General features: G+C 69.8%; 21 protein-coding genes and 1 riboswitch. Of the genes, 11 read left to right on the forward strand and 10 right to left on the reverse strand.

The genetic code is table 11. From position 1 onward, the window contains the following. From GT354_RS39390 to GT354_RS39405, 4 genes are all read left to right on the forward strand, one after another. Nucleotides 1-470, forward strand: a 470-nt coding sequence (locus tag GT354_RS39390) for a sensor domain-containing protein (RefSeq protein ID WP_202512800.1), incomplete at its 5' end; no start/stop codon positions are given. A gap of 578 nt (nucleotides 471-1,048) precedes the next feature. Beyond that, the gene (locus tag GT354_RS39395) at nucleotides 1,049-3,223 is read left to right on the forward strand and encodes an MMPL family transporter (RefSeq protein WP_161361168.1); all 2,175 of its coding nucleotides are present in this window, start codon (nucleotides 1,049-1,051) and stop codon (nucleotides 3,221-3,223) included. 221 nt (nucleotides 3,224-3,444) lie between these two features. Next, nucleotides 3,445-4,716 (forward strand): sensor histidine kinase, encoded by a 1,272-nt coding sequence (locus GT354_RS56815; protein ID WP_161361169.1) that lies wholly within the window; start codon nucleotides 3,445-3,447, stop codon nucleotides 4,714-4,716. Continuing rightward, nucleotides 4,713-5,381: a response regulator transcription factor gene (locus GT354_RS39405; protein WP_161361170.1), complete on the forward strand. Its 669-nt coding sequence runs from the start codon at nucleotides 4,713-4,715 to the stop codon at nucleotides 5,379-5,381. The genes GT354_RS56815 and GT354_RS39405 overlap by 4 nt, the downstream gene beginning before the upstream one ends. 129 nt (nucleotides 5,382-5,510) lie before the next feature. Here GT354_RS39405 and GT354_RS39410 read toward each other — a convergent pair whose 3' ends face one another. Further along, on the reverse strand, nucleotides 5,511-6,107 hold the full coding sequence (locus GT354_RS39410) for a TetR/AcrR family transcriptional regulator (protein WP_161361171.1): 597 nt from the start codon (nucleotides 6,105-6,107) through the stop codon (nucleotides 5,511-5,513). 126 nt (nucleotides 6,108-6,233) lie between these two features. On the opposite strand from GT354_RS39410, the gene GT354_RS39415 reads away from it, so the two are divergent. The 3 genes from GT354_RS39415 to GT354_RS39425 all read left to right on the forward strand — a co-directional run bounded on the left by GT354_RS39415 (nucleotide 6,234) and on the right by GT354_RS39425 (nucleotide 8,861). After that, on the forward strand, nucleotides 6,234-6,944 hold the full coding sequence (locus GT354_RS39415) for a siderophore-interacting protein (RefSeq protein WP_161361172.1): 711 nt from the start codon (nucleotides 6,234-6,236) through the stop codon (nucleotides 6,942-6,944). Beyond that, nucleotides 6,941-8,209, forward strand: coding sequence for an MFS transporter (locus tag GT354_RS39420; RefSeq protein ID WP_161361173.1), 1,269 nt, complete (start codon nucleotides 6,941-6,943; stop codon nucleotides 8,207-8,209). The genes GT354_RS39415 and GT354_RS39420 overlap by 4 nt, the downstream gene beginning before the upstream one ends. Nucleotides 8,210-8,336: 127 nt before the next feature. Then, a complete protein-coding gene (locus tag GT354_RS39425; protein WP_161361174.1) occupies nucleotides 8,337-8,861 on the forward strand; it encodes a hypothetical protein in 525 nt (174 codons plus the stop codon). A gap of 48 nt (nucleotides 8,862-8,909) precedes the next feature. Here the strand turns inward: GT354_RS39425 and GT354_RS39430 are convergent, their stop codons facing one another. The 7 genes from GT354_RS39430 to GT354_RS39460 form a co-directional block, all read right to left on the reverse strand. Further along, nucleotides 8,910-11,591 (reverse strand): AAA family ATPase, encoded by a 2,682-nt coding sequence (locus GT354_RS39430; protein WP_161361175.1) that lies wholly within the window; start codon nucleotides 11,589-11,591, stop codon nucleotides 8,910-8,912. A gap of 5 nt (nucleotides 11,592-11,596) precedes the next feature. After that, nucleotides 11,597-12,013, reverse strand: a complete 417-nt coding sequence (locus GT354_RS39435; protein WP_161361176.1) for a hypothetical protein — start codon at nucleotides 12,011-12,013, stop codon at nucleotides 11,597-11,599. Nucleotides 12,014-12,185: 172 nt separating this feature from the next. Then, nucleotides 12,186-12,404: a DUF397 domain-containing protein gene (locus GT354_RS39440; protein WP_346012378.1), complete on the reverse strand. Its 219-nt coding sequence runs from the start codon at nucleotides 12,402-12,404 to the stop codon at nucleotides 12,186-12,188. A gap of 96 nt (nucleotides 12,405-12,500) precedes the next feature. After that, complete coding sequence (gene thiC / locus GT354_RS39445) at nucleotides 12,501-14,282, reverse strand: phosphomethylpyrimidine synthase ThiC (RefSeq protein ID WP_202512801.1); 1,782 nt, start codon at nucleotides 14,280-14,282, stop codon at nucleotides 12,501-12,503. Then, nucleotides 14,274-14,382, reverse strand: a riboswitch (TPP riboswitch). (Overlaps the previous gene by 9 nt.) Before the next feature lie 50 nt (nucleotides 14,383-14,432). Beyond that, nucleotides 14,433-14,645, reverse strand: coding sequence for a hypothetical protein (locus GT354_RS39450; protein ID WP_161361177.1), 213 nt, complete (start codon nucleotides 14,643-14,645; stop codon nucleotides 14,433-14,435). A 195-nt stretch (nucleotides 14,646-14,840) separates the two neighbouring features. Then, complete coding sequence (tenA, locus tag GT354_RS39455; protein WP_346012379.1) at nucleotides 14,841-15,563, reverse strand: thiaminase II; 723 nt, start codon at nucleotides 15,561-15,563, stop codon at nucleotides 14,841-14,843. Between the two features lie 32 nt (nucleotides 15,564-15,595). After that, nucleotides 15,596-15,913 carry a cupin domain-containing protein gene (locus tag GT354_RS39460; RefSeq protein ID WP_161361178.1) on the reverse strand — a complete coding sequence of 106 codons (318 nt, stop codon included), beginning with the start codon at nucleotides 15,911-15,913 and terminating at the stop codon, nucleotides 15,596-15,598. 81 nt (nucleotides 15,914-15,994) lie between these two features. Between GT354_RS39460 and GT354_RS39465 the strand changes: the two genes are divergently transcribed. The 4 genes from GT354_RS39465 (at nucleotide 15,995) to GT354_RS39480 (ending at nucleotide 19,216) form a co-directional block, all read left to right on the forward strand. Continuing rightward, the gene (locus GT354_RS39465; RefSeq protein WP_161361179.1) at nucleotides 15,995-16,372 is read left to right on the forward strand and encodes a phage holin family protein; all 378 of its coding nucleotides are present in this window, start codon (nucleotides 15,995-15,997) and stop codon (nucleotides 16,370-16,372) included. A gap of 190 nt (nucleotides 16,373-16,562) precedes the next feature. Next, entirely contained in the window at nucleotides 16,563-17,678 is a 1,116-nt protein-coding gene (locus GT354_RS39470; RefSeq protein ID WP_161361180.1) for a cystathionine gamma-lyase, read from the forward strand. 73 nt (nucleotides 17,679-17,751) lie between these two features. Then, nucleotides 17,752-18,651 (forward strand): LysR family transcriptional regulator, encoded by a 900-nt coding sequence (locus GT354_RS39475; protein WP_161361181.1) that lies wholly within the window; start codon nucleotides 17,752-17,754, stop codon nucleotides 18,649-18,651. 103 nt (nucleotides 18,652-18,754) lie between these two features. Further along, nucleotides 18,755-19,216 (forward strand): NUDIX hydrolase, encoded by a 462-nt coding sequence (locus GT354_RS39480; protein ID WP_161361182.1) that lies wholly within the window; start codon nucleotides 18,755-18,757, stop codon nucleotides 19,214-19,216. A 164-nt stretch (nucleotides 19,217-19,380) separates the two neighbouring features. On the opposite strand, the gene GT354_RS39485 is transcribed toward GT354_RS39480, so the two are convergent. Together GT354_RS39485 and GT354_RS39490 are read right to left on the reverse strand one after the other, a co-directional pair. After that, nucleotides 19,381-20,334 (reverse strand): helix-turn-helix domain-containing protein, encoded by a 954-nt coding sequence (locus GT354_RS39485; RefSeq protein WP_202512804.1) that lies wholly within the window; start codon nucleotides 20,332-20,334, stop codon nucleotides 19,381-19,383. A 121-nt stretch (nucleotides 20,335-20,455) separates the two neighbouring features. Further along, nucleotides 20,456-21,310 carry a serine protease gene (locus tag GT354_RS39490; RefSeq protein WP_161361183.1) on the reverse strand — a complete coding sequence of 285 codons (855 nt, stop codon included), beginning with the start codon at nucleotides 21,308-21,310 and terminating at the stop codon, nucleotides 20,456-20,458. Nucleotides 21,311-21,377 lie beyond the last annotated feature (67 nt).

A 21,377-nucleotide genomic window follows, 5' to 3' on the forward strand; every position in this document is an offset into this window, starting at 1 on the left:
TCGAGATCGAGCAGCCCTACCGCGCGGCCCCGCCCGCCGGCGGCGGGATCGCCGGCCTGTGGCGCCGCAACGTCGCGCTCGTGTCGGACCCGGCCACGTGGCGCGACCTGCTGCACTCGCTGGTGAACCCGGTGGTCGGCTTCTTGCTCGCGGTGCTGCCGATGGCGCTGATCGCGTTCGGGCTCCTGGGCATCGTGATGCCGTTCGTCCACGAGCCGATCGTCGACGCGGGCGGCACGTACTGGTACGCGATGATCCCCGTTCAGGGCGCTTCGACCGCGCTCGCCGCCGTCCCGCTGGGCATCGCGTTCCTGACGGCGGGCATCCTCACCGGCCCGCGCGTGCTGCGGGCGCACGCGTTGTGGACCCGCTCGCTGCTCGGTCCGGTGGCCTCGGCGGCCCCCGCCCCGATCACCGCGCCCGCCTCGCACGAGCAGAGCGCCGCCCGGATCACCTGCGTCGTCGTCTGAGCGGGCCACGAATACGCGAGGAACCGCGCCGCCTGCCGGGACGCCCTTCGTCCCGGCGGGCGCGTCGTGTCCGTGCGTGGCCGGGCGGCCGGAGCAGGGTCCGCCGACCCGCTCGCGGTCGGCCGCCCGGGCCGGGGCCGGTTCGGAGTCTCTCCCCCCTGGAAGTCCCCGAACCGATCCCTCCCCCGTGTGGTGGGCCCACTCGCTCGGGGTCGTCGGCCCACCACACGACGAGGATCCTGGCCCGACGTTCTTGGGTTTCGGTGGGCGCCCGCTTGGCATCCACTGTCTTCCCCGTTCATCCCGAGGCACGAGGGGCGTGTACTCCCGCTGGAGTACGCGGTGATGCCCGGGTCTGCCGGCGTGGTGCGGCCGTCTCGTACCGAGGGCGGAACTTGTGTCAATGGCGTGTTTTTCATTTGAAGTGGGGCGCGTGCCCTGCCTACCGTCGAGGCTGACACCACCAGCGTTCTCTCGGCTCGTGCGGCGATCGGCACGGCTTGTGAATTCGATCACAAGGCGTCTTCGGGGGTCGGTCACACCGACGGGATCGCGCACGCGACTGAGGAGAATTCGAGATGTTCGGACGACTCGGCAGGCTCGTCGTCCACAATCCCTGGAAGGTCATCGCCGGCTGGATCGTCGCCGCGGTGGCCCTGGTGTTGTTCGCTCCCAGTCTGAGCGACCTGACAAACCAGGACCAGGCGAGCTTCCTGCCCAACAAATACGAGTCCTCACAGGCTCAGAAACTCGCGGACAAGGCGTTCCCGCAGTCGACCGAGCAGACCTCGCTGCTCGTGTACAAGCGCGCCGACGGGGCGGAACTGACGCCCGCGGACAAGGAGACGGTCAAGCGGCTCGCGGCCGACCTCACCGGCGCGGGCGTCGAGCACGTCAGCAAGGTCGAGAACGGTCCCGCCGAGGGCAAGATCGCGTTGTCCACCGCCTACATCAAGGGCGAACAACAGGACAAGTTCGTCAACGAGGCGCTCAAGCACCTGCGGGACAAGGCCAAGCCGCTCGTTGAGAAGACCGACCTCAAGCTCGGCTTCACCGGCGGCGTGGCGATCAACGTCGACAACGAGGAGGCCTTCAAGAAGGCCGAGGCGATCGTCGGCATCGTCACGATCGTGCTGATCATCGTGCTGCTGCTGGCGATCTACCGCAGTCCGATCGCGGCCTTCCTGCCGGTGATCATGGTCGGCCTGGTGTCGATGGTGGCCTCGCCGGTGATCGCGATCGTGGGCAAGGCGACCGGCCTTCAGGTCGACCAGTCGCTCAATACGATCCTGATCGTCGTGTTGTTCGGCATCGGCACCGACTACATCCTGTTCCTGCTCTTCCGCTATCGGGAACGACTGCGCGCGGGAGACGACAAGAAGCAGGCGATGATCGTCTCGGTCGAGCGGGTCGGCGAGGCCATCGCCTCCGCCGCCGGCGCCGTGGTGATCGCCTTCGGCGCGATGCTGCTCGCGACGTTCGGCTCGTTCAAGTCGATGGGCCCGGGTCTGGCCATCGCCGTCATCGTGATGGCGATCGCCGCGCTGACCCTCGTCCCCGCGGTGGTGTCGCTGATCGGCCCCAAGGTGTTCTGGCCGTCCAAGTCGTGGCAGAAGCAGCCCAAGGGCACCGCGTTCCACAAGATCGGCAACCTGGTCGGCCGCAAGCCGGCCGCGGTCGCGATCGTGTCCGGCGTGATCATGGTCGCCTTCGCCGCCGGTGCGCTGAACTTCAAGGCCGACTACGACCAGCTGAGCCAGCTGCCGAGCGACACCGAGTCGGCCAAGGCCATGAAGGACATGCAGCTGGAATTCCCGGCCGGCACGCTCAACCCGACCCAGGTCTACGTCCAGAGCAGGACCGGCGGGAAGCTGGATCGCAAGACCGTCGAAGACTTCGCCATGTCGCTGGGCGGCACCAAGGGCGTCGACAAGGTCAGCGAACAGGGCGACGTCGACCCCAAGCCGCACGCCAAGTTCAGCGCGGACGGGATGTCCGCCGAGATCGGCGTCATCCTCAAGGACAGCCCGTTCGCCAACTCGGCGCTCGACACGATCAAGCCGCTGCGCGCCGAGGTACACGGGAAGGCCCCTGAGGGCACCAAGGTCATGGTCGGCGGTGCGACGGCGTCCTTCACGGACATCCGCACGGCCACCAACCGCGACCTGTCGGTGATCTTCCCGGTCGCCGGCCTGCTGATCGCGCTGGTGCTGGGGCTGCTGCTGCGCAGCGTCGTGGCACCGTGGTACCTGATGCTGGCCGTCGTCCTGGGCTTCGTCTCGACGATCGGCGCGACCGTCTTCGTCTTCCAGACGCTGATGGGCAACTCGGGAGTGATGTTCATGCTCCCGGTGATGATCTACATGTTCGTGGTCGCGATCGGCACGGACTACAACATCCTCATGGTCGCCCGATTGCGCGAGGAGGCCAAGGAGGGGCACGAGCCGAAGCAGGCCGCCGCCCTGGCCGTCGAGCACGCGGGTCCCTCGATCGCCGCCGCAGGTGTCATCCTGGCAGGGACGTTCGCGTCGCTCATGATGGCGGGCATCGACATGATGACCCAGATGGGCTTCGCGGTCTCGATCGGTATCTGCATCTCGGCGTTCGTGATGTCGATGTTCCTGGTCCCCTCGGTCACGGCCCTCATCGGTCACCGTGCCTGGTGGCCCGGACACGCCGACCGCCCCACGCACCAACCGACTCGTCGCGATGCCGGCGAGGACAGGGAGCCGGTATACGCCGGGGACCGCTGAGCACCCGGTAGAACCGAGGAGAACACATGTCGAGGGAAGGCCCCGCGCAAGCTTCCGTGCGGGGCCTTCCCCCGCTTCGGAGAGCGGCCGGCTCGCTTCGGGAAGCAGCCGGCTCGCTTCGAGGACCGGGCGGTTCGTTTCGCACGGCCGTCGGTTCGCTTCGAGGAGGCGCGCTGCGCAAGGGCACCGACGGCTCCGCCGGGGGTGGCGAGGGTTCGTCCGTGGGCTCTGCCGGGGCATCCGCGACCGAGGACAAGCCCTGGCTGCTCCCGGTGCCCAAGCCGCTGTCCGACTGGATGCCGTGCCGGCCGTGGACGACCGAGACCATCCTCATCGGGCTCGTCCTGCTGTGCGTGGTCGGCGGCTCGCTCGCGCAGCCCAAACAGGGCAACACCACGGGCACCCCCGACGCGCTCAACCTGTCGATCGGCGCCGTGTCGTGCCTGCTGCTGCTGGGCCGCCGGCGGTGGCCGCTGTGGGTGCTCGTGGCGACGGTGGCGAGCCAGGTGTTCTTCCTGGCCGCGGGAGGCCCCGACGGGCCGATCCTGATGCCGACGATGGTCGCCTTGTACACGCTGGCCGCGCGCGGGCAGATACGCCGCTCCGTGTGGCTCGCGTCCGGCGTGGCCATCACGCACACGGTGATGCGGATCGGGCTGACCCCGGAGAGCATCCTCAGTCCGGAGAAGTTCCTGGCGGGGATCTGGATGTACCTGCCGGTCGCGATCGGTGAGGCCGTTCGCGCCAAGCGGGCGTATTGGACCGAGGTCCAGGCCCGGCTGGCCCGCGCCGAGCACGAGCGCGAGGACGAGGCCCGTCGCCGGGTCACCGCCGAACGCATGCGCATAGCGCGCGAACTGCACGACGTCGTCGCGCACAGCATCGCGATGATCAACATCCAGGCGGGCGTGGCCGCGCACGTGATCGACAAGGACGTGCCGCAGGCCAAGGAAGCGCTGATCCACATCAAGGTGGCCAGCCGGGACGCGCTCAGCGAACTGCGGACCACGCTCGGCGTCCTGCGCCAGGACGGCGACAGCGACGTACCCACCGAACCCACGCCCGGCGTGGACGGGGTGGAGGCGCTGGTCGCGTCGTATCGCAACGCGGGCCTGCCGGTGTCGCTGGAGGAATCCGGCGAGACCCGGACCCCGCCCGCGCCGGTCGGCCTCGCGCTGTACCGCATCGTGCAGGAGTCGCTCACCAACGCGATGAAGCACGGCGGCGACGGTGCGTCGGCGATCGTGCGGGTCGTGTACGGGGAGCGGTCGGTCGAGGTGGACGTGGTCGACGACGGCCGCGGTACCCCCGTACCGCGACAGGGCCGGGCGGCCGACGGCACCGGGCACGGACTGCTCGGCATGCGGGAACGGGCGGCTGCCGTGGGCGGTTCGCTCGCGGTGGGACCGGGGCCCACCGGCGGTTTTTCGGTACATGCGGTGCTGCCGCACCACAAGGGCGCGCTCGTCGCGCGTAGGGACGGAAACTCATGAAGGTGCGCGTGCTCATCGCGGACGACCAGCTGCTGGTCCGATCGGGCTTCAAGGTGCTCGTCGGCAGCGACCCGGAGCTGGAGGTCGTCGGCGAGGCGGCGAACGGTGCCGAGGCGGTGGCGTTGGCCAAGGAGACGCGGGCCGACGTCGTGCTGATGGACATCCGGATGCCCGGAATGGACGGCCTGGAGGCGACCCGCCGGATCGTCCGCGACGACGACCTGGCCGGGGTGCGGGTGCTCGTGCTGACCACGTTCGAGGTCGACGACTACGTGTTCGAGGCGCTGCGGGCGGGGGCGAGCGGATTCCTGGTCAAGGACACCGACCCCGAGGACCTGCTGAAGGCGATCAAGACGGTCGCGTCCGGCGACGCGCTGCTTTCCCCGGGCGCCACCCGTGCGCTGGTGTCCCGCTTCCTGTCCCAGCCCGAGCCCAAGGTCGCCAAGCCGGACCGCCTGGAGGCCCTCACCGACCGCGAGCGCGAAGTCCTCTCCCTGGTCGCGGCCGGCATGAGCAACGACGAGATCGCCGAGCACCTGTTCGTCTCACCACTGACCGCGAAGACGCATGTGAGCCGCGCGATGGTCAAGCTGGGGGCCCGGGATCGGGCCCAACTCGTGGTGATCGCGTACGAGTCGGGGATGGTGCGTCCGGGGCGCGGCTGAGGGGGGCCGAGCGGGGCAGGGTTGGGCTCGGCGGTGGCGAGGTTCGGGGTCTCTCTACCGTCTGGGCCGATTGCGGGTGTGCGCCGTGGCTCGTCGGCTCCGGGCCGCGGGCCGCGGAAGGAGCGCGGTTCAGCGGGTGGGCTCGCTTGTCCAGGCGGTGAGCAGGAGTTCCGCGTGGTCGACGAGCAGGGTGGCCGGCAGGGGGTTTCCGGTCTCCAGGATGACGGCGACGACGGGGCCGGCGAGTTGGGCGGTGGCCAGGGGCGGAGGGGGCATCCGGGGGGCGTTCGGGCGTACCCGGGCGAGCACGGCCGCAGTGGCGGTGCCGACGAGGTCGGCGCTGCGGACCAGGTCACGCACCACGGTGTCGTGTTGTGCTTCGCCGAGCAGGGCCCGATAGGCGAGACCGGCCGGTGAGACGGTGAGGAAGGCGGTCAGCGCCTGGAGGAAGGCGACGAGGTCGTCGGTGGGACGGGGCCGGGGCTCGGTGGCCAGTTCGTGGGCGGCGTCGGAGGTGCTTGCTTCCAGCAGGATCTCCGCCTTGGTGGACCACCACCGGTAGACGGTCTGGCGCCCGACGCCGGCGCGTTCGGCGATGCCCTTCATGGTCATCGCCGCGTATCCCTGCTCGACGAGCATGTCGTCGACGGCATGGAGAACGGCGATCCGCGCCGATTCGCTGCGAGGGCGTCCGGGCGGAGTCTGTCCGGGTGGGGTGCGTGACATGAGATCAGCCTAACAAGACACAGTGCCTCGTAATGGTGCTAGCCTTCTTTTCGAGTCACCATGCCTCGAAAAGGATGCGGACGGCTGGGACCTGCCCGGCCGACCCCCGACGTCAGGGGAAGCCCCATGAAGAAAACGAAGACGATCCATCGCTGTACGGTGCTTGCCCGGTGTCACCTCACCCCGAGCATGGTCAGGCTGACCGTGGGCGGTCCGAGCCTGATCGGACTCGTCCCCCGCCCGGCCCAGGACATCGAGGTGTTGCTCACCGACGCCCGCGGCAGCCGGATCAAGCGCCGGTACACCATTCGCAACGCCCGTCCGCAGGTGGGCGAGTGGGACGTGGACGCGTTCTTGCACGCCGACGGTGGGCCGGGCAGCGCCTGGGCGGCCAGCGCCCGGCCCGGTTCCGCCGTGGAGCTGGTCGGCCCCCGAGGGAAGTTGGAACTGCGCGCGGCCGACGGCCACTTGTTCGTCGGCGACGAGGCTTCGATGCCGGCGATCGCGGCCCTGGTCGAAGCGCTGCCGGCCGGCCAGGAGGCCACCGCCGTCGTGGAGACCGGGTCGCCCGCCGACCGGGTTCCGGTCGGGGCAGGCCGGGTCCACTGGATCGAGCGCGGCGACCGGCTGCCCGGCGACCCGCAGTTGCTGCTCGCCGCGGTCGCCCGGGAACTGCGGGTGCGCAAGTTCGAACAGGTCTACATCCTTACCGAGGCGCACATCGCCGGGGCGATCCGCGACCTGGTGCGCGACGCGGGCATCGGATCCGACCACGTCTTCGCCAAGGGCTACTGGACCGCCGACCGGCGCCCCGTCACCTCGGGCGACGCGGCGTGAGGGCCGCGGTTCCCGGGGCGCGCGACGAACCGACGGCGCGCCAGGTCACCGCCGCCTTCCGCGGGCTGCTGACCGTGCGGCTGCTCGGCGCCCTGGCCAACGGCGTCATGCTGCCCTTCGTGATCCTGTGGGCGCACCGGGTCGGCGGGCTCAGCGGGGCGGCAGCCGGCGCCCTCTTCCTCGTCCAGGCCGCCGGTGAGTTCACCGGCGGCCTGGCCGGAGGCGCCCTGGCCGACCGCATCGGACACCGCCGCATGCTGCTGCTCTCCACCACGGGGATGGCCCTGGGCTACGGCAGCCTCTTCCTGGTCCATCACCCGATACTCGCCCTCGGCCTGTTTCTCACCGCGGGACTCTTCGAATCCGCCTTCCACCCCACCATCGCGGCGCTCATCGGTGACCTGCACGCCGAGAAGGACCTCCACCACGCCTACGGGATGACCCGCGTGGTGGCCAGTATCGGCGGCGTGATCGGCCCGATCCTGGGCGCGGTGGCCGTCACCCTCTCGCTGTCGAGCGTGTTCGCCATGGCAGGCGTACTGCTGGTCGGTGCAGTCCTGGCGGTGTTGATCGCCGTCCCTTCCGACCGCGCGATCGGCCCGGAGACACCCCAGGCCGACATCGGAGAGGAGGCCAAGGAGGTGTACGGGGCGGTCGCTCAGATTCTGCGCGACCGCCGACTGGCGCTTCTCGTCTTCGGCGGCAGCCTGCTGACCATCACCTTCACCTGGTGGGAAGCCGACGGCCTGGTCCTGCTGAACCGCATCGACTCCCTCGGCACCACCGCCTACGCGGCCCTGTTCGCCGTCGATGCCCTCGCCATCATCCTGTTCCAGATACCGGTCAGCCGCTGGGCCGGCCGCCGCGACACCGGCCGCCTGCTCTTCCTGGGCGCGGCCCTTCAGGGCGTGGGCCTCGCGGGATTCGCCGCCGCCGGATTCGGCTACCCCGCCCTGCTCGCGGCCGTCCTCGTCACCTCCTTCGGCATGATGATCTCCGGCCCCACCACCTCGGCGTTCCTCAGCCGCCACGCCCCGCCGGGCCGCAGCGCCACCTACCAGGCCGCCCTGTCCACCTCACAGGACATCGGCACCGCGATCGGCCCGACCTCCGGACTCGCCCTCGCCCGGATCGGCCCCCCGACGCTGGTGTGGCTGTTGGCGCTCCCGCTGGGACTGATCGCGGGCCTCGCCACCGCACGAGCCGCCCGACTGCCGAGCCGAACGGGCTCCGCCGCGACGGAGCAACACGCACCTCCCTCATGAGCCGCGCGAACCATCCGGCGCCGGCCCGGCGGGACCATCGACCGGAAACGAACCGGTGCGCGGCGGCGCGGAGTTCATCGGTGTCGACCCCGGCGGGGACATGTCGCTCGTGGATACATTCGGACTTGTGACCGATGCAGAGCGGGCCGGGGCGGACCGGGAGCGGTGGACCGAGGCCCTGCGACGAATCGACGACATCTTCGCGGCGGCGCTGGGCAGCCTTGTCGCGGCCGGCGATGTGCCGGGCACGCCCGTCGTACGGTTCGTGCCGGCCTGGCACGGGGTCACCTCCCGGCTCACGGTGGTCGACCGTCATTGGCAACTCGGCCCGCTACGACTGGATTCGCGCGGCGGCCTGTATGCCGGCGACCCGGTACCAGTGGAGCACTGCTGGAACGAGCACAGCTTCTACCGCTCCGGCGACCTGCAATCCTGCTGCCGCAAAAACAACCTGACCCCCACCACCCTCGTCGCCAGGTGGACGGAACCGGCCCCCCGCGACCTACCCCAGGCCGTCCACCTCGACCGCGTGGCGACCCATATCCACGCCACTTCGAACGGCACCCCGGTGGTACACGACACCGACGGCACTCGGCTCCCACTGGAGACGGTCGTGGTCCGTGCGGTCGCGGACTTGACGGCACGGGGCTGACGGTCGCTGCGTCCGTCGTGGTTGCGGTCGGCCGGCCGTGGCCGAGAGTCACATACCCCGGACCACCCGGGCCCTGCCATGGGTACGGAAGCCGAGTTCGTGTCGATAGATCTCGGGCATGCGGTATCGCCCGTCGACGTCCTTGGCCAACGCACCCCACTGCTCCAGTGCCTCGACGTCCTCGGCTGTCAATTGCACGTCAGCCGCCTCGAAAGGCATCTTGACGGACTCCGAGAAGGTCGCCATATGTCGCAGGAGTTTGCCGAGTCGAGGATTCTCCTGGTTGATCTCGTCCACCTTCGCACGACTGCAGGCACCCAGGGCTCGACGCATGGCCGCTGGCGTCAACACCCGGTCCGACCAGCGCGTATCCCCCACGGACTCACGAGCCGCCTCACGCAGAAAGCGAACGACATCACGAGCCTGGATCTGCTCCTTGAAGTCGGCGAGGGCCGCAGGAACCCACCGCTCGGTCCACGCCTCCCGAGAGTTGTCGGTTCCGAGCTTCGCCCCCCACAGGGGAAGGAGCAGGTGGACGATCTCGTCATAGCCCAGATCGGCGGTGGGCGACTCCGGGGTGGCCACCGCGTCGGCGTACGTCGCCACCCACAGCGACAACCGAAGCGCGTCCTCGGTGTCCCATCGCAACTCGTACGGGGAGTAGCGGTCGAGGAACTGCCCAAGGTTTTGCTTGATGGCCGCGCGAACCAAGTCCTGGCGCACGAAGACCACCAAGCCGAGCATGCGATTGCGGAGCCGTCGGAGCCAGGCCGGAACGTCGATCAACAGCGTTCGCAGGGCGATGCGCTTGGGCTCCGTCCCCAGCGACTCCAACCAGTCCTCCAGGCCGTCAATGACGAAGAGGCAGGCCCGGGACGGGTCCTGAGTGCGCTCGATGAGGAAGTCTTCGGCGAGATCCAGCCTTTCGGCACCTGCGGACCAGGCCAAGCACTCCAACCAACGCAACCGCCAAAATTCCGGGTCGTCTGCCCGATCGTCTCGAAGGCCCGCGTTCAGATGGCTCCGAATTTGGTCCGCCGTGGCGCCCGACCCGCCTGCGGCCTGGTCTCGTAGTGCCTGCGGTGACACCGCGCCGGCCTGCGGTTCTGCGATGTTGACCGGTTCCAGAACAGGGACCACCATCGCGGCCCGTTCGACCCGGTGCCCGCTCTTCCGGGCGAACGCTTCCCAGGACTGCTCGGCGCACATCCTGGCGAACGTGAACGACTTGCCCGCGCCCTTTGCTCCCACCACGACCGCTACCGGGAGGTCGGTACTGTGATCTGCGACCAGGCGGCGTACCGGCTCGGTGGTGAGGAATCCGAGGCCGGAGTCCATACCGCGCTGTTCGGCGAAGACGAGTCGGCTTGCGGTGCGCTCCAATTCACTCCGACGGGCGTCCAACGTGGCCGGAGCCTCGGAGGGCGTCGGGACCGCCGGTGTCACAGTCGGGGCGAACTCACCGAGCAGGCCGGGTAGACCACAGCGCCGGACAACCTCCACCACCGCGTCCCAACTTTGCGGCAGAGCCAGCAACTCCTCGCGGAACGGGCTCAATACGGGCTTGGTCAGAACCTGCTCGTCCACCGCCATGCCTTCCGGCGCATACCCCTCGACAGACGTCTCGGCCAACGCGATCGTGGACGACAACGCGGCCGAGAGGCCCATGCGCGCCGCCTCGGCGTGGCCGTCGTGGAGGTCGAGCCGGTACTGAGTCACAATCGCGCCGGGAGTGGGATCCGTTCCTGCCAGCGCAGGGGATTGCCCACCCAACTGCCGGATCATGGTTTCAGTGCCCTGGAGGGATTGACTGCTGACGGTGGTGACGAAAACCCGCATGACCCGGGGATCCAGCAGAATCGGCGCCGCCAACTCCGAAGCACCGGCCCGGAGATCCAGAACGACGGTGTCAGCCCCGGCGGCGACGGCGAGGGCTGCCAGCGACTCGCTGAGAAAGTATGGCGATCGATCCTCGGTCAGCAAATCGGCGGGGCTGATTCGGGGCGGGCCGAGTCGTTTACGCCGACTGGCCGGAAGGACGGTTACGCAGCCTGTCCCCGGATACCGCGAGACCCGCTGATTGGGTAGGTACGCGGCGGCGATCTCCAGGGCCTGGGTCGGATCGCCCCGTTTGGCGGAGTGCAACAGGGCGAGGACATCCTCGTAGGCAACGTCGCAACGGCCCCCTTGTGCCAGGTACATCCAGGTGATGCCCGGCGCCTCCAGGTCGGCGTCGACAAGAAGGACGTGCTGCCCCTGAGAGGCGAGCAGGTCCGCCAGTGCCACCGCGTGCAAGGTGCGTCCCACACCTCCCTTGAACGAGTGGAAGGCGGTGAGCTGCTTGCCGCCGGTGAACTGCGCGGCTGCCGGGCGGGGAAGAGAGTCACCAAGGGCTGAGGTGACTCGACGTTCGCTGAACCTGGGGCGGCGTTGCGCTTCCCCGGTATCGGTCGCCTCGACCAGACGCACGGAAAGCGACTCGAAAGTGCTAACCGCGGGTCGGTCCAAGGCGAGTTCCAGGCCACTCTCGCCTTCGACGGCCGATCCTAGGCCGAACTGACCGTCCAGCCAGTGGCGGACCGCAGTGGTATCGGTCCCAGGGAGGACCGTCAGCTCCAACCCGTCCCACCAGGCGTCCACTTCGAGGAGCCACCGCGGCCACTGGCCCTCGGCCGCTGCTTCCGCGAGCTGGGAATCGACGTCCACCCAGGTGAAAAGATTGCCGGCCATAGTGCTCAAGAACCCTTCTTGGCTGCCTTCACCAGTGACTTCAGAGCATCCAGCGCCGTCTTCTGATCATCCGCGCGCAGTTCCGCACCATATCGCCACGCCTCATGCAGATGATGGCTCTCCACCCACGTGCCGTCCGTGTGTCGATGGCACCGCAACGGATCCGGGCCAGGGCCGGGATCCTGGAGCATCGCCGCCTTGGCCAGCCTGCGCAGATCGTGACTCCGCAGCTCAACGGGCAGGGCGGAGGTGTCCTCGCGGCGCAGAACCCAGCGCAGCAACTCGGCCTTCAACGCACACTCGGCGGCGTAGAAGAGCAGCAATCCGCCAACCGCGTCATCTCCCGCCAACTCGGCGGCCTCACTCTGTCGGGCGAGCCGGTCACGACTCCGCCGCAACTCGCCAACCCCCACATCCACCATCGCACCAGATTACTCACCGGTGAGCAGCCCCGGTTCACGGCAAGTTACCTCGTGTTACGCGGACTTGCTCCTCCGGGTCTGGTGTCAGGACAGCCGTCCCAACCGCGCAGCCGGAAGCCCCGTCAACCGTTTTTGAGCTTGATGACGGGGCTTCCGATTCTTCGGGTGTGCGTCAGGCCCGGAGGGTGCTCGTGAGTGCGGTCCATGCTGTCGCGGCGATGGTCAGGTGTCCGGCGCTCGGGTCTTTGCTGTCGCGTACTGCGGTGGACGCGTCGTCAGGTGCCACTTCGACGCACTCGCCCGAGTGGTCGCTGTAGCTCGACTTTTGCCATGTTCCTGCCTCGGACGAGGGAACTCCGAGCCTGCGCGGCTCACCTGCCGTCACCGTCACGCGCACCACCGTACGAGACCCCGTCAGCCTTGCGCGTAATAAAGCCGGCACCGGACGGAAGGGGGGTGAAGCCGATGCGTCACCCCCCTTCCGGGGTCAGTCCGCCAGCGGCAAATACACCCGGTTGCCCTGGGCGGCGAACTCCTTCGACTTCTCGGCCATGCCCGCCACCGCCTCCGCGTCGAACTCCGTCACCACCGACGAGCCGTCGCCGTGTTCGGCGCGGATGTCGTGGGAGATGCGCATCGAGCAGAACTTCGGGCCGCACATCGAGCAGAAGTGGGCCGTCTTCGCCGGCGCGGCCGGCAAGGTCGCGTCGTGGTAGGCGCGGGCCGTGTCCGGGTCCATCGCCAAGTCGAACTGGTCCTGCCAGCGGAATTCGAAGCGCGCGTCGGACAAGGCGTCGTCCCACGCCTGCGCGCCGGGGTGGCCCTTGGCCAGGTCCGCCGCGTGGGCGGCGATCCGGTACGCGATCACGCCTGCCTTCACGTCGTCGCGGTCGGGCAGGCCCAGGTGCTCCTTCGGGGTGACGTAACACAGCATCGCGGTGCCCCACATGCCGATCATCGCCGCGCCGATCGCCGACGTGATGTGGTCGTAGCCGGGTGCGACGTCGGTGGTCAGCGGGCCGAGGGTGTAGAACGGCGCCTCGTCGCAGATTCGCTGCTGAAGGTCGACGTTCTCCTTGATCTTGTGCATCGGCACGTGACCCGGGCCCTCGATCATCACCTGCACGTCCATCGACCGGGAGATCCGGCCCAGTTCGCCCAGCGTCTCCAACTCGGCGAACTGCGCCGCGTCGTTGGCGTCGGCGATGGATCCCGGGCGCAGCCCGTCGCCCAGCGAGTACGTGACGTCGTACGCGCGCAGGATCTCGGTCAGCTCCGCGAAGTGCGTGTACAGGAAGTTCTCCTGGTGGTGCGCCAGGCACCACGCGGCCATGATCGAGCCGCCGCGCGAGACGATCCCGGTCTTGCGCCGCGCGGTCAGCGGTACGTAGCGAAGCAACACGCCGGCGTGCACCGTCATGTAGTCCACGCCCTGCTCGCACTGCTCGATCACGGTGTCCCGGTACAGCTCCCAGGTCAGCTCCTCGGGGGCGCCGTTCACCTTCTCCAAGGCCTGGTACAGCGGCACGGTGCCGATCGGCACCGGCGAGTTGCGCACGATCCATTCGCGCGTGGTGTGGATGTCCTTGCCGGTGGACAGGTCCATCACGGTGTCCGCGCCCCAGCGGATCGCCCACACGAGTTTGTCCGTCTCCTCCTCGATCGAGGACGAGACGGCCGAGTTGCCGATGTTGGCGTTGACCTTGACCAGGAAGTTCTTGCCGATGATCATCGGCTCGATCTCCGGGTGGTTGATGTTCGCGGGCAGGACCGCGCGCCCGGCCGCGATCTCGTCGCGGACCAGTTCGGGCGCCAGGCCCTCGCGGATCGCCACGAACTCCATCTCCGGGGTGATCAAGCCCCGGCGCGCGTAGGCGAGTTGGGTCACCGCCGCCGAGCCGACGGCGCGCCGCGGGCGCGCCCCCGCGCCGGGGCTGTCGTGGCCCGTGGGGGTCAGCGCGCCGATCCGCCCGTCGTAGCGCGCGGTGTCGCCGCGTTCGTCGATCCACGCCGTCCGCAGCGCGGGCAGCCCGCGCCGCACGTCCACGTCGAACGCGGGGTCGGTGTACGGCCCGGACGTGTCGTACAGGCGGACCGTGTTGCCGTCGGTCAGGTGGACGGTACGGACCGGTACGCGCAGATCGTCGCGCGATCCGGCGACGTAGCCGCGGTGATGGGCGGGGGAAATCGGCCCGCTGGTGACGGACTTCGAGGCAGCGGAAGAGGCAGCGGAAGGTGCAGCGGACAGCGAGGCGTCGTGCTTGGTCATGGAAAGGCTCCCTACGCCGGCATTACCCGGTCAGGTTCTGCGGTCGGCGCGGCTACAGCGCCCTCTCAGCCCGGTGCCCCGAGCTCCCGTGTATCTCCGATGTGCGCCCCTACCCTGGCACACCCCGGGGGCCACGACCAGCGGCCCCCGTCAGCGGCTCCGATCCCGCGGTGGCCGCTCCGCCATCGCCGCCCGAGCAAGTACGACCATCCCGACCGTGACCGCCACCCCGACGACACCCTTGACGATCAGGATCGCGAAGGCCGAGAACAGCCAGATCAGCAACCAGCAGAACAGCACGAGCACGACCGCCGGCACCACGAAGCGTGCCCAGGTCGGCCAACTCGCCATCCAGGTCCCCATCGTCGATCAACTCCCAGCCACACCCGTCGCCCGTCGCCCATCGCCGAGACCGGCCGGCCGGACGGGACGTCCACTCGACCACCTTCCCTTGCCGGCCGGGCCGAATCCGCCGGACGGCGCTCGACCGACGGCGCTCGACCGGACGGCGCGCCCCGCACGGGTGATCGGGCCGCCCGGCGCTCCCGGCAGGGCGGATCAGACCGGCCAGCGCTCCCCGCGCCACGCCGCGTCCCAAAACATCCACTCGTAGCGCGCGGTCGTCGAGAAGTGCTCGATCACCCGAGCCCGCTCGCTCGCCGAGAGATCCTCGCCGATCCGGTCCGTGAGGTCGAGGACGGCGCGGACGGTCTCCTGGAACTCCTCGGCGCCGTAGGTCTCGATCCAGCGCCCGTACAGCTCGTCGGGCGAGCCCTTCGCGAGCAGCGCGTCACCCACGCGTGCGTAGATCCAGTAGCACGGCAGCACTGCGGCCACGCCCTCGGCAAAGGAGCCGTTGTACACGGTCGCCAGCAGGTAGCTCGTGTATGCCCGGGTGGCCGGCAGTACCGGCTCGGTCGCGGTGGCGTCGGCCACCGAGCTGCCGAAGTCGACCATGAAACCCTCGTGCAGCGAGCGCTCCGCCGCGATGGCCCCGGCCGCGTCGGTGGCGAACTGCACGGTCGTCGCCTCGTCGGGCGCCTTGGCCGCGCACACCGCGAGTGCCTTGGCGTAGTCGCGCAGGTAGTGCGAGTCCTGCACGACGTAGTGCCGAAACGCCTCGCGCGGCAGCGTGCCGTCGGTCAGCCCGTGGATGAAGGGGTGGTCGAGGATCGCCGCGTAGACGTCCTCGATCGAGGCCCACAGTTCGTCGCGCAACGCCATGAGGAGTACTTCCGATCGTCGTGTTCGTTCGGCTTCGGCGATCCGATTGTCGTACACGGCGCCAACCGGACGTGCGGCCAGGACTGCCGTCACGACTCCGGCGGCGAGAAGAACACGAGCACTCGCAGCGGCTCGGTGATCCGGTGGAACCGGTGCGGGACCCCCGCCGGGACGTAGACGACGCTCCCCCGCGCGACGTCCGTGGACTCCTCGCCGACGGTGAGTGAGGCCCGGCCGCTGATCACCACGTACGCCTCGTCCTGTCGGTGCGGCTTCTGGGTGTCGGTCTCGCCCGGCTCCAGCGCGTACAGGCCCATCGAGAAGTTCCGCTCGTTCAGGAAGCGCAGATACGCGCCCTGCTCGAACGCGCGCTCCGCGTCCAGATCGTCCAGGCGAAACACCTTCATGTGACCAACTCCCTGCCGACACGATCAGGCTTTCCGGGGCCACTCGAGCGGGAGGGTCCCCCCGGATGCCAGCATCAAGATATGAAGAGTCTGTTCATCAAACTGGTAGTCAACGCCCTGGCCATCTGGCTCGCGAGCCGAATCGTGACCGGGATCGATCTCGCGGACGGCTCCTCGACGGGCACGAAGCTCAAGACGTTGCTGTTCGTCGCGCTCATCTTCGGAGTCGTCAACGCGATAATCAAACCCGTCGTCAAACTGTTCTCCCTCCCACTGTTCATCCTGACGCTGGGGCTCATCACCTTCGTCATCAACGCGCTGATGTTGTGGCTTACCGAGTGGCTGTCCAACAAGATGGACCTCGATTTCCACATCGACGGTTTCTGGACCGCACTGCTCGGCGCGCTCGTGATCAGCCTCGTGAGCTGGTTCCTGAGCCTGATCCTCGACCGCGACTGACGCCGGCCGCCGCGGTACTCGGTGGTTGCGCCGGGTACTCGGTCGTCCCGTACGGAGGTGCCGGGTCGCCGGAGCGGCGCGGTCGCCGGAGCGGAGCGGTCGGGGGCCGGCACGGTTTCACGTGAAACGTCGACCGGATCAAGCCGGTCGGCGCCCGACAACCGGTACTCGAGCGAATGAAGGAGTCGTCGTGGAGTGGACGGACGGAACGCGAGCCGTACGAGCCGGCGCCCCGGCAGGCGAGGCCGGCGACCCCTTCCTTCCGGGGCCGGTGTTCGCGGGCACCTACCACCTGCCGGGCGAGCCGGTGGGCCCGTACCAGTACGGCCGCCACGCGAACCCGACCTGGGACGCCCTGGAAACCGCGATCGGCGGCCTCGAAGGCGCCGCCGACACCGTGACGTTCGCGTCCGGCATGGCGGCGGTGTCCGCGGTCCTGATCGGCCTCACCGCGCCCGGCGACGTGGTCGTGCTGCCCTCCGACGGCTACCCGGCCACGCGCAGCGTCGGTGAACACCTCGCCGAGCGCGGGATCACCGTACGACTCGCGCCCACGGTCGGTGACGACCTCGAACACGCCCTGGACGGGGCCGGGTTGGTCTGGCTGGAGACACCGTCCAACCCCGGGCTCGACGTGTGCGACATCGGCCGGATCGCGGCGCTCGCGCACGAACACGGCGCCCTCGTGGCGGTGGACAACACGCTCGCCACCCCGCTGGGCCAACTCCCGCTCGCGCTCGGCGCCGACATCTCGGCGGCGAGCGGCACGAAGGCGCTGACCGGACACAGCGACGTGCTGCTGGGCTACGTCGCGTGCGCGGACCCCGACGTCGCGGCGCGGGTACGCGCGTGGCGCCGGCTCACCGGCGCGGTGCCGGGGCCGATGGAGGCATGGCTGGCGCACCGTTCGCTGTCCACCCTGCACCTGCGCGTGGACCGGCAGGCGACCAACGCGCTCGCGCTCGGCGAGGCGCTGCTCGGTCGCGACGACGTGAGCGACGTACGCCATCCCGCGCTGGAGGGCGATCCGGCCTACGATGTGGCCCACCGACAGATGCGGCGGTTCGGCTGCGTCGTGAGCTTCACACTCGCCGACGCGGACACCGCCCGACGATTCCTCGGCGCACTCGAACTGGTCGCCGACGCTACGAGTTTCGGGGGCGTGCACAGCATGGCCGAACGCCGCGCGCGCTGGGCCGGCAACGATGTGGCGCAGGGGTTCGTCCGGTTCTCGGCGGGGTGCGAGGACACCGGCGACCTGGTGCGTGACGTGCTGCGCGCCCTCGACGCCGCATCTTTGGGCTGACCTACGAGTTCGGGCAGGATCACGGGATGTCCCCGGCCTCGGGAGCGGCCGGGGGACACGAGACGGGGGACCCGTGGACATGACCTTGCTGCGCACGTTTTTGGCGGTGCACCGTGCCGGGTCGTTCACTCGGGCGTCCGCGTCCCTGGGTATCTCCCAGCCCGCGATAACCGCGCAGATCCGGGCGTTGGAGAAGCAGGTCGGCAAGCAGCTCTTCGAACGCCTTCCCCGCGGCGTCGCGCCCACCGGCCCGGCCGACGAGCTCGCCCGCCGGCTCGCGCCGCACCTGGACGCGATCGCGGCGATCACGGCCCGCGAGATCCACGGCGACGACCCGCTGCACCGCACCGTCCACTTCGCCGGCCCGACCGACCTGACCAGCCTGCGCGTACTGCCCTCGCTCGGCGATCTGATCCGGCGCGGGCTGCGGTTGCGGGTGACCCTGGGGCCCGGGGACGAGTTGCTCTCGGGGCTCGCGTCGGCCCGGCACGACATCGTCGTCTCCGACGTCCGGCCGCGGATGCGGGGGATCTCGGCCATGCCGTTCGCCGACGAGGAGTACGTCCTGGTCGGCGCGCCCGTGTGGGCCGAGCGGTTTCCGGCGGGGCGCATCCGCGCGGAGGGGCCGCGCGCGCTCGTGGGCGCGCCGATGGTGGGGGAGGCCGAGGAACAGCCGCTGGCCCAGCGTTACTGGGCCGGTGTGTTCGACGCCAAGCCCGCGATCCCGGCCGCCTTGGTGGTCCCCGACCTGCGCGCCGTCCTGGAGTGCGTGCGCGCCGGTACGGGAATCGCCGTGCTCCCGCGCTACCTGTGCGCGGACGCGCTGGAGCGCCGCGCGGTCGTCGATCTTCTGGACCCCGAACTCCCGCCCCTGCACACGGTCTTCCTCGCCATCCGGGAGGGCACGCTGAGCCAACCGCACATCGCGCACCTGCACGGCGAGCTGCTCGCGCGCGCCGCGCGCTGGTCGTGAGGGCACCCCCGCCTCCGTGAGATCCACCGCACACGCATAAACCACCCGTCCGGCCGGAAAGGGAGACAACAGACGGGGTCAGCGCTTTGCGAAGGGAACGACGATGCTCGCAGTGGTGAAGCGGACGGCTCGCGCGATCCTGCTCGACGACGAGGACCGGATGGTGCTGATCAAACGCACGAAGCCGGACAGCGCGCCCTACTGGATCACCCCCGGCGGCGGCGTGGAGCGCGAGGACACCACGGTGACCGAGGCGCTGCGCCGCGAGGTGTTCGAGGAACTCGGCGGCAAGATCGGCCACCCGGTACCGGCCTTCGTGGACACGGTGCCGGAGCCGGGCGGGGTCAAGGTCCAACACTTCTTCGCGTGCCGGCTCGAATCGATGGATCCGGCGCTGCGGCACGGCCCGGAGGTCGACGAGCCGAACGGCGAATACGACATCGTGCGCGTCCCGTTCACCCCGGAGGGCCTGGCGTCGGTGGGCTTGGTGCCGGCGAGCCTGGTGGCCTATCTGCGGGGCAACATCGAGGGCATCCACACACTGCTGCGGGGGGACTTGGGGTAGGTCGGGGGCCGGGGTGGCTCGGGCTCGGGTGGGGCCGGGGCCCGGGCGGCTCGGATTCGGCTCCGGGGGTGTCGCCCGTCCCGTCCCGTCCCGTCCGTCCCGTCCCGTCCCGTCCCGTTCCCCGTCCCTGTCGCGTCCTGTACCGTCCCGCCTCGTTCCTCGCGTCAGCCGCCACCGGCGTGGTGGGTCCGGCGGTAGGCGCGCGGGGTGGTGCCGGTGAGTGCGCGAAAGTGCTGCCGCAGGGCGGCCGGTGTGCTGAATCCGGTCCGGGCCGCGATGCGCTCGACGGGAGTGTCCGTCTCGGTCAGTAGTCGGCGAGCCTCGCCCAGGCGGGCGCGGAGCAGGTACTGGAGCGGGCTGAGGCCGGTGTGCGCGCGAAAGTGGCGGGTCACGCTGCTCGTGCTGGTCCGTGCGTGGGCGGCGATGTCGGCGAGGGTGAGGGGGAGGTCGAGGTGGGCCTGCATCCACCGCAGGGTGGGTTCGAGGCCCACGCTGTCCGCGATCTCCCGGTCGATGGTCTCCCGGACGTCGTCCGCGTACGGGTGCAGGGGCGTGATGAGTTCGCGGGACGTCTGTCGCGCCACCCGTCGACCGTGATCCCGGGCCAGCAGACGCAGGCAGACGTCCATCCCGCCGAACACGCCGGCGGCGGTGAGGAACGGTCCGTCCTCGACCACGGTGCCGAGCGGATCGACGTCGATGCGGGGATGGAGCCCGGCCAGTTCCTCGGTGTGTCGCCAACCGGTCGTGGCCCGCCGCCCGTCGAGCAGGCCGGTCGCCGCGAGGGTGAACGTACCGGTGCCGACGGCGGCGATTCGACTCCCTCGGACGGCCGCGGCCCGAAGTGCGGGGAGAACACCGGCCGGTGGCTCGTCGCGATGCCCGCGGTGTCCCGGGACCAGCACGACGTCCGCGTCGGCGAGGCCGTCGAGGTCGTACGGCGTGCCGATCCCGAGCGAGTCCGGTTCGCCGGTCGCCCGCAGGCCGGGGGCCGCGCAGAGCCTGATCTCGTAGGCCACGTCGCGCTGTTCGCGGCAGGCCGTACCGAACACCAGGCCGGGCGCGGTGAGCTGGTGCCCCGGCACCCCGTCGAGGGCCAGGACGGCGATCACTGACATGTGCGGAATCTACCGCCGCGGCCGGCACCGATACGTCGGCCGATGCGCGCCGGGGTGATCACCACACACGCGTCGGCGAGCCGGGACCCGGGCCGCCCGAGGGGCCCGGGCCCCGCTCGGCTCAGTGGTTGTGGTGGACCGTCTTCCAGATCCACTTCTTGTACGCGGTGTCGTTGCTGTACAGGCCCGGGCCGGTCGAGCAGGTCGGGTTCCAGTCGCCGTCTCCGGAGGTGGTCCCGACGAGCTCCCAGCGCCCGTTCTTGCCCTTCTGGATCTGCGGACCACCGGAGTCGGCGAAGCACGCCATGGCTCCCGGCTTCGGGCTGACCGTGCACAGACGGGTCGCGTCGGTGCGGTCGAAGCACTCGGCCTTGGTGCCGATGCGAGTGTTCAACCCCTGGAGCCGATCGGGAAACACCGCGTCTTCGAGATTCTCGATGTCGCGGGTGGTGCCCCAGCCGAGAATCCGGGTGGGCGTGCCGGCCGGACCCGCCTTCTTGGCGATCTTGATCGGCTTCTGGGAGACCGGACGGTCCAGGCGTACCAGCGCGAGGTCGTTCAGGTTGGGGCTGCCGTTGTCGTCGCCCTGGGCGTAGGCCGGGTGGATCACGATCTTGTCGATCTTGCGGACCGTGCCACCGGACGTGCGATCGGAGCTGCCGACTCGCACGATGCCGTCGAGCTTGATCGGCAGATCGGGATCGACACAGTGCGCTGCGGTGAGCACCCACTGCCGGTCGATCAGCGTCGCCCCGCACTGGGCGTCGACGCCCCCCGCATTTTGCGGGATCGCCGCCATGAACGGGTAACGCTCGGTCGAGTCCTGCCCGTTGACGATGGCCGACGCGCTGCCGGTGAAGGCCGTGGCGCCGAGGACGACCGCCGCGCCGACCGCGGCGCCTGCCTTGGCGAACAGGCGGCCCCGCCGACGCGGGGGGCGGGTGTCGAGCGCGGACGAGGAGTTCGCATGGGGCATGAGGCGACCTTTCGAAGGAGGTGGCACGGCAGGGCACGGGCCGGGTGTCCCCCGCGTCCGCCTTTGT

The sequence above is a fragment of the Streptomyces sp. SID3343 genome (assembly GCF_009865215.1).
In the GTDB taxonomy this organism is placed as follows: Bacteria; Actinomycetota; Actinomycetes; order Streptomycetales; family Streptomycetaceae; genus Embleya.

What these genes read in the sequence shown, in the direction of transcription:
- GT354_RS39395 (WP_161361168.1), top strand. Translation starts at nt 1,049, where the DNA reads ATGTTCGGACGACTCGGCAGGCTCGTCGTCCACAATCCCTGGAAGGTC.
- GT354_RS39410 (WP_161361171.1), bottom strand. Translation starts at nt 6,107, where the DNA reads ATGTCACGCACCCCACCCGGACAGACTCCGCCCGGACGCCCTCGCAGC.
- GT354_RS39415 (WP_161361172.1), top strand. Translation starts at nt 6,234, where the DNA reads ATGAAGAAAACGAAGACGATCCATCGCTGTACGGTGCTTGCCCGGTGT.
- GT354_RS39460 (WP_161361178.1), bottom strand. Translation starts at nt 15,913, where the DNA reads ATGAAGGTGTTTCGCCTGGACGATCTGGACGCGGAGCGCGCGTTCGAG.
- GT354_RS39435 (WP_161361176.1), bottom strand. Translation starts at nt 12,013, where the DNA reads ATGGTGGATGTGGGGGTTGGCGAGTTGCGGCGGAGTCGTGACCGGCTC.
- thiC (WP_202512801.1), bottom strand. Translation starts at nt 14,282, where the DNA reads ATGACCAAGCACGACGCCTCGCTGTCCGCTGCACCTTCCGCTGCCTCT.
- GT354_RS39450 (WP_161361177.1), bottom strand. Translation starts at nt 14,645, where the DNA reads ATGGGGACCTGGATGGCGAGTTGGCCGACCTGGGCACGCTTCGTGGTG.
- GT354_RS39480 (WP_161361182.1), top strand. Translation starts at nt 18,755, where the DNA reads ATGCTCGCAGTGGTGAAGCGGACGGCTCGCGCGATCCTGCTCGACGAC.
- GT354_RS39465 (WP_161361179.1), top strand. Translation starts at nt 15,995, where the DNA reads ATGAAGAGTCTGTTCATCAAACTGGTAGTCAACGCCCTGGCCATCTGG.
- GT354_RS39430 (WP_161361175.1), bottom strand. Translation starts at nt 11,591, where the DNA reads ATGGCCGGCAATCTTTTCACCTGGGTGGACGTCGATTCCCAGCTCGCG.
- GT354_RS39490 (WP_161361183.1), bottom strand. Translation starts at nt 21,310, where the DNA reads ATGCCCCATGCGAACTCCTCGTCCGCGCTCGACACCCGCCCCCCGCGT.
- GT354_RS39405 (WP_161361170.1), top strand. Translation starts at nt 4,713, where the DNA reads ATGAAGGTGCGCGTGCTCATCGCGGACGACCAGCTGCTGGTCCGATCG.
- GT354_RS39485 (WP_202512804.1), bottom strand. Translation starts at nt 20,334, where the DNA reads ATGTCAGTGATCGCCGTCCTGGCCCTCGACGGGGTGCCGGGGCACCAG.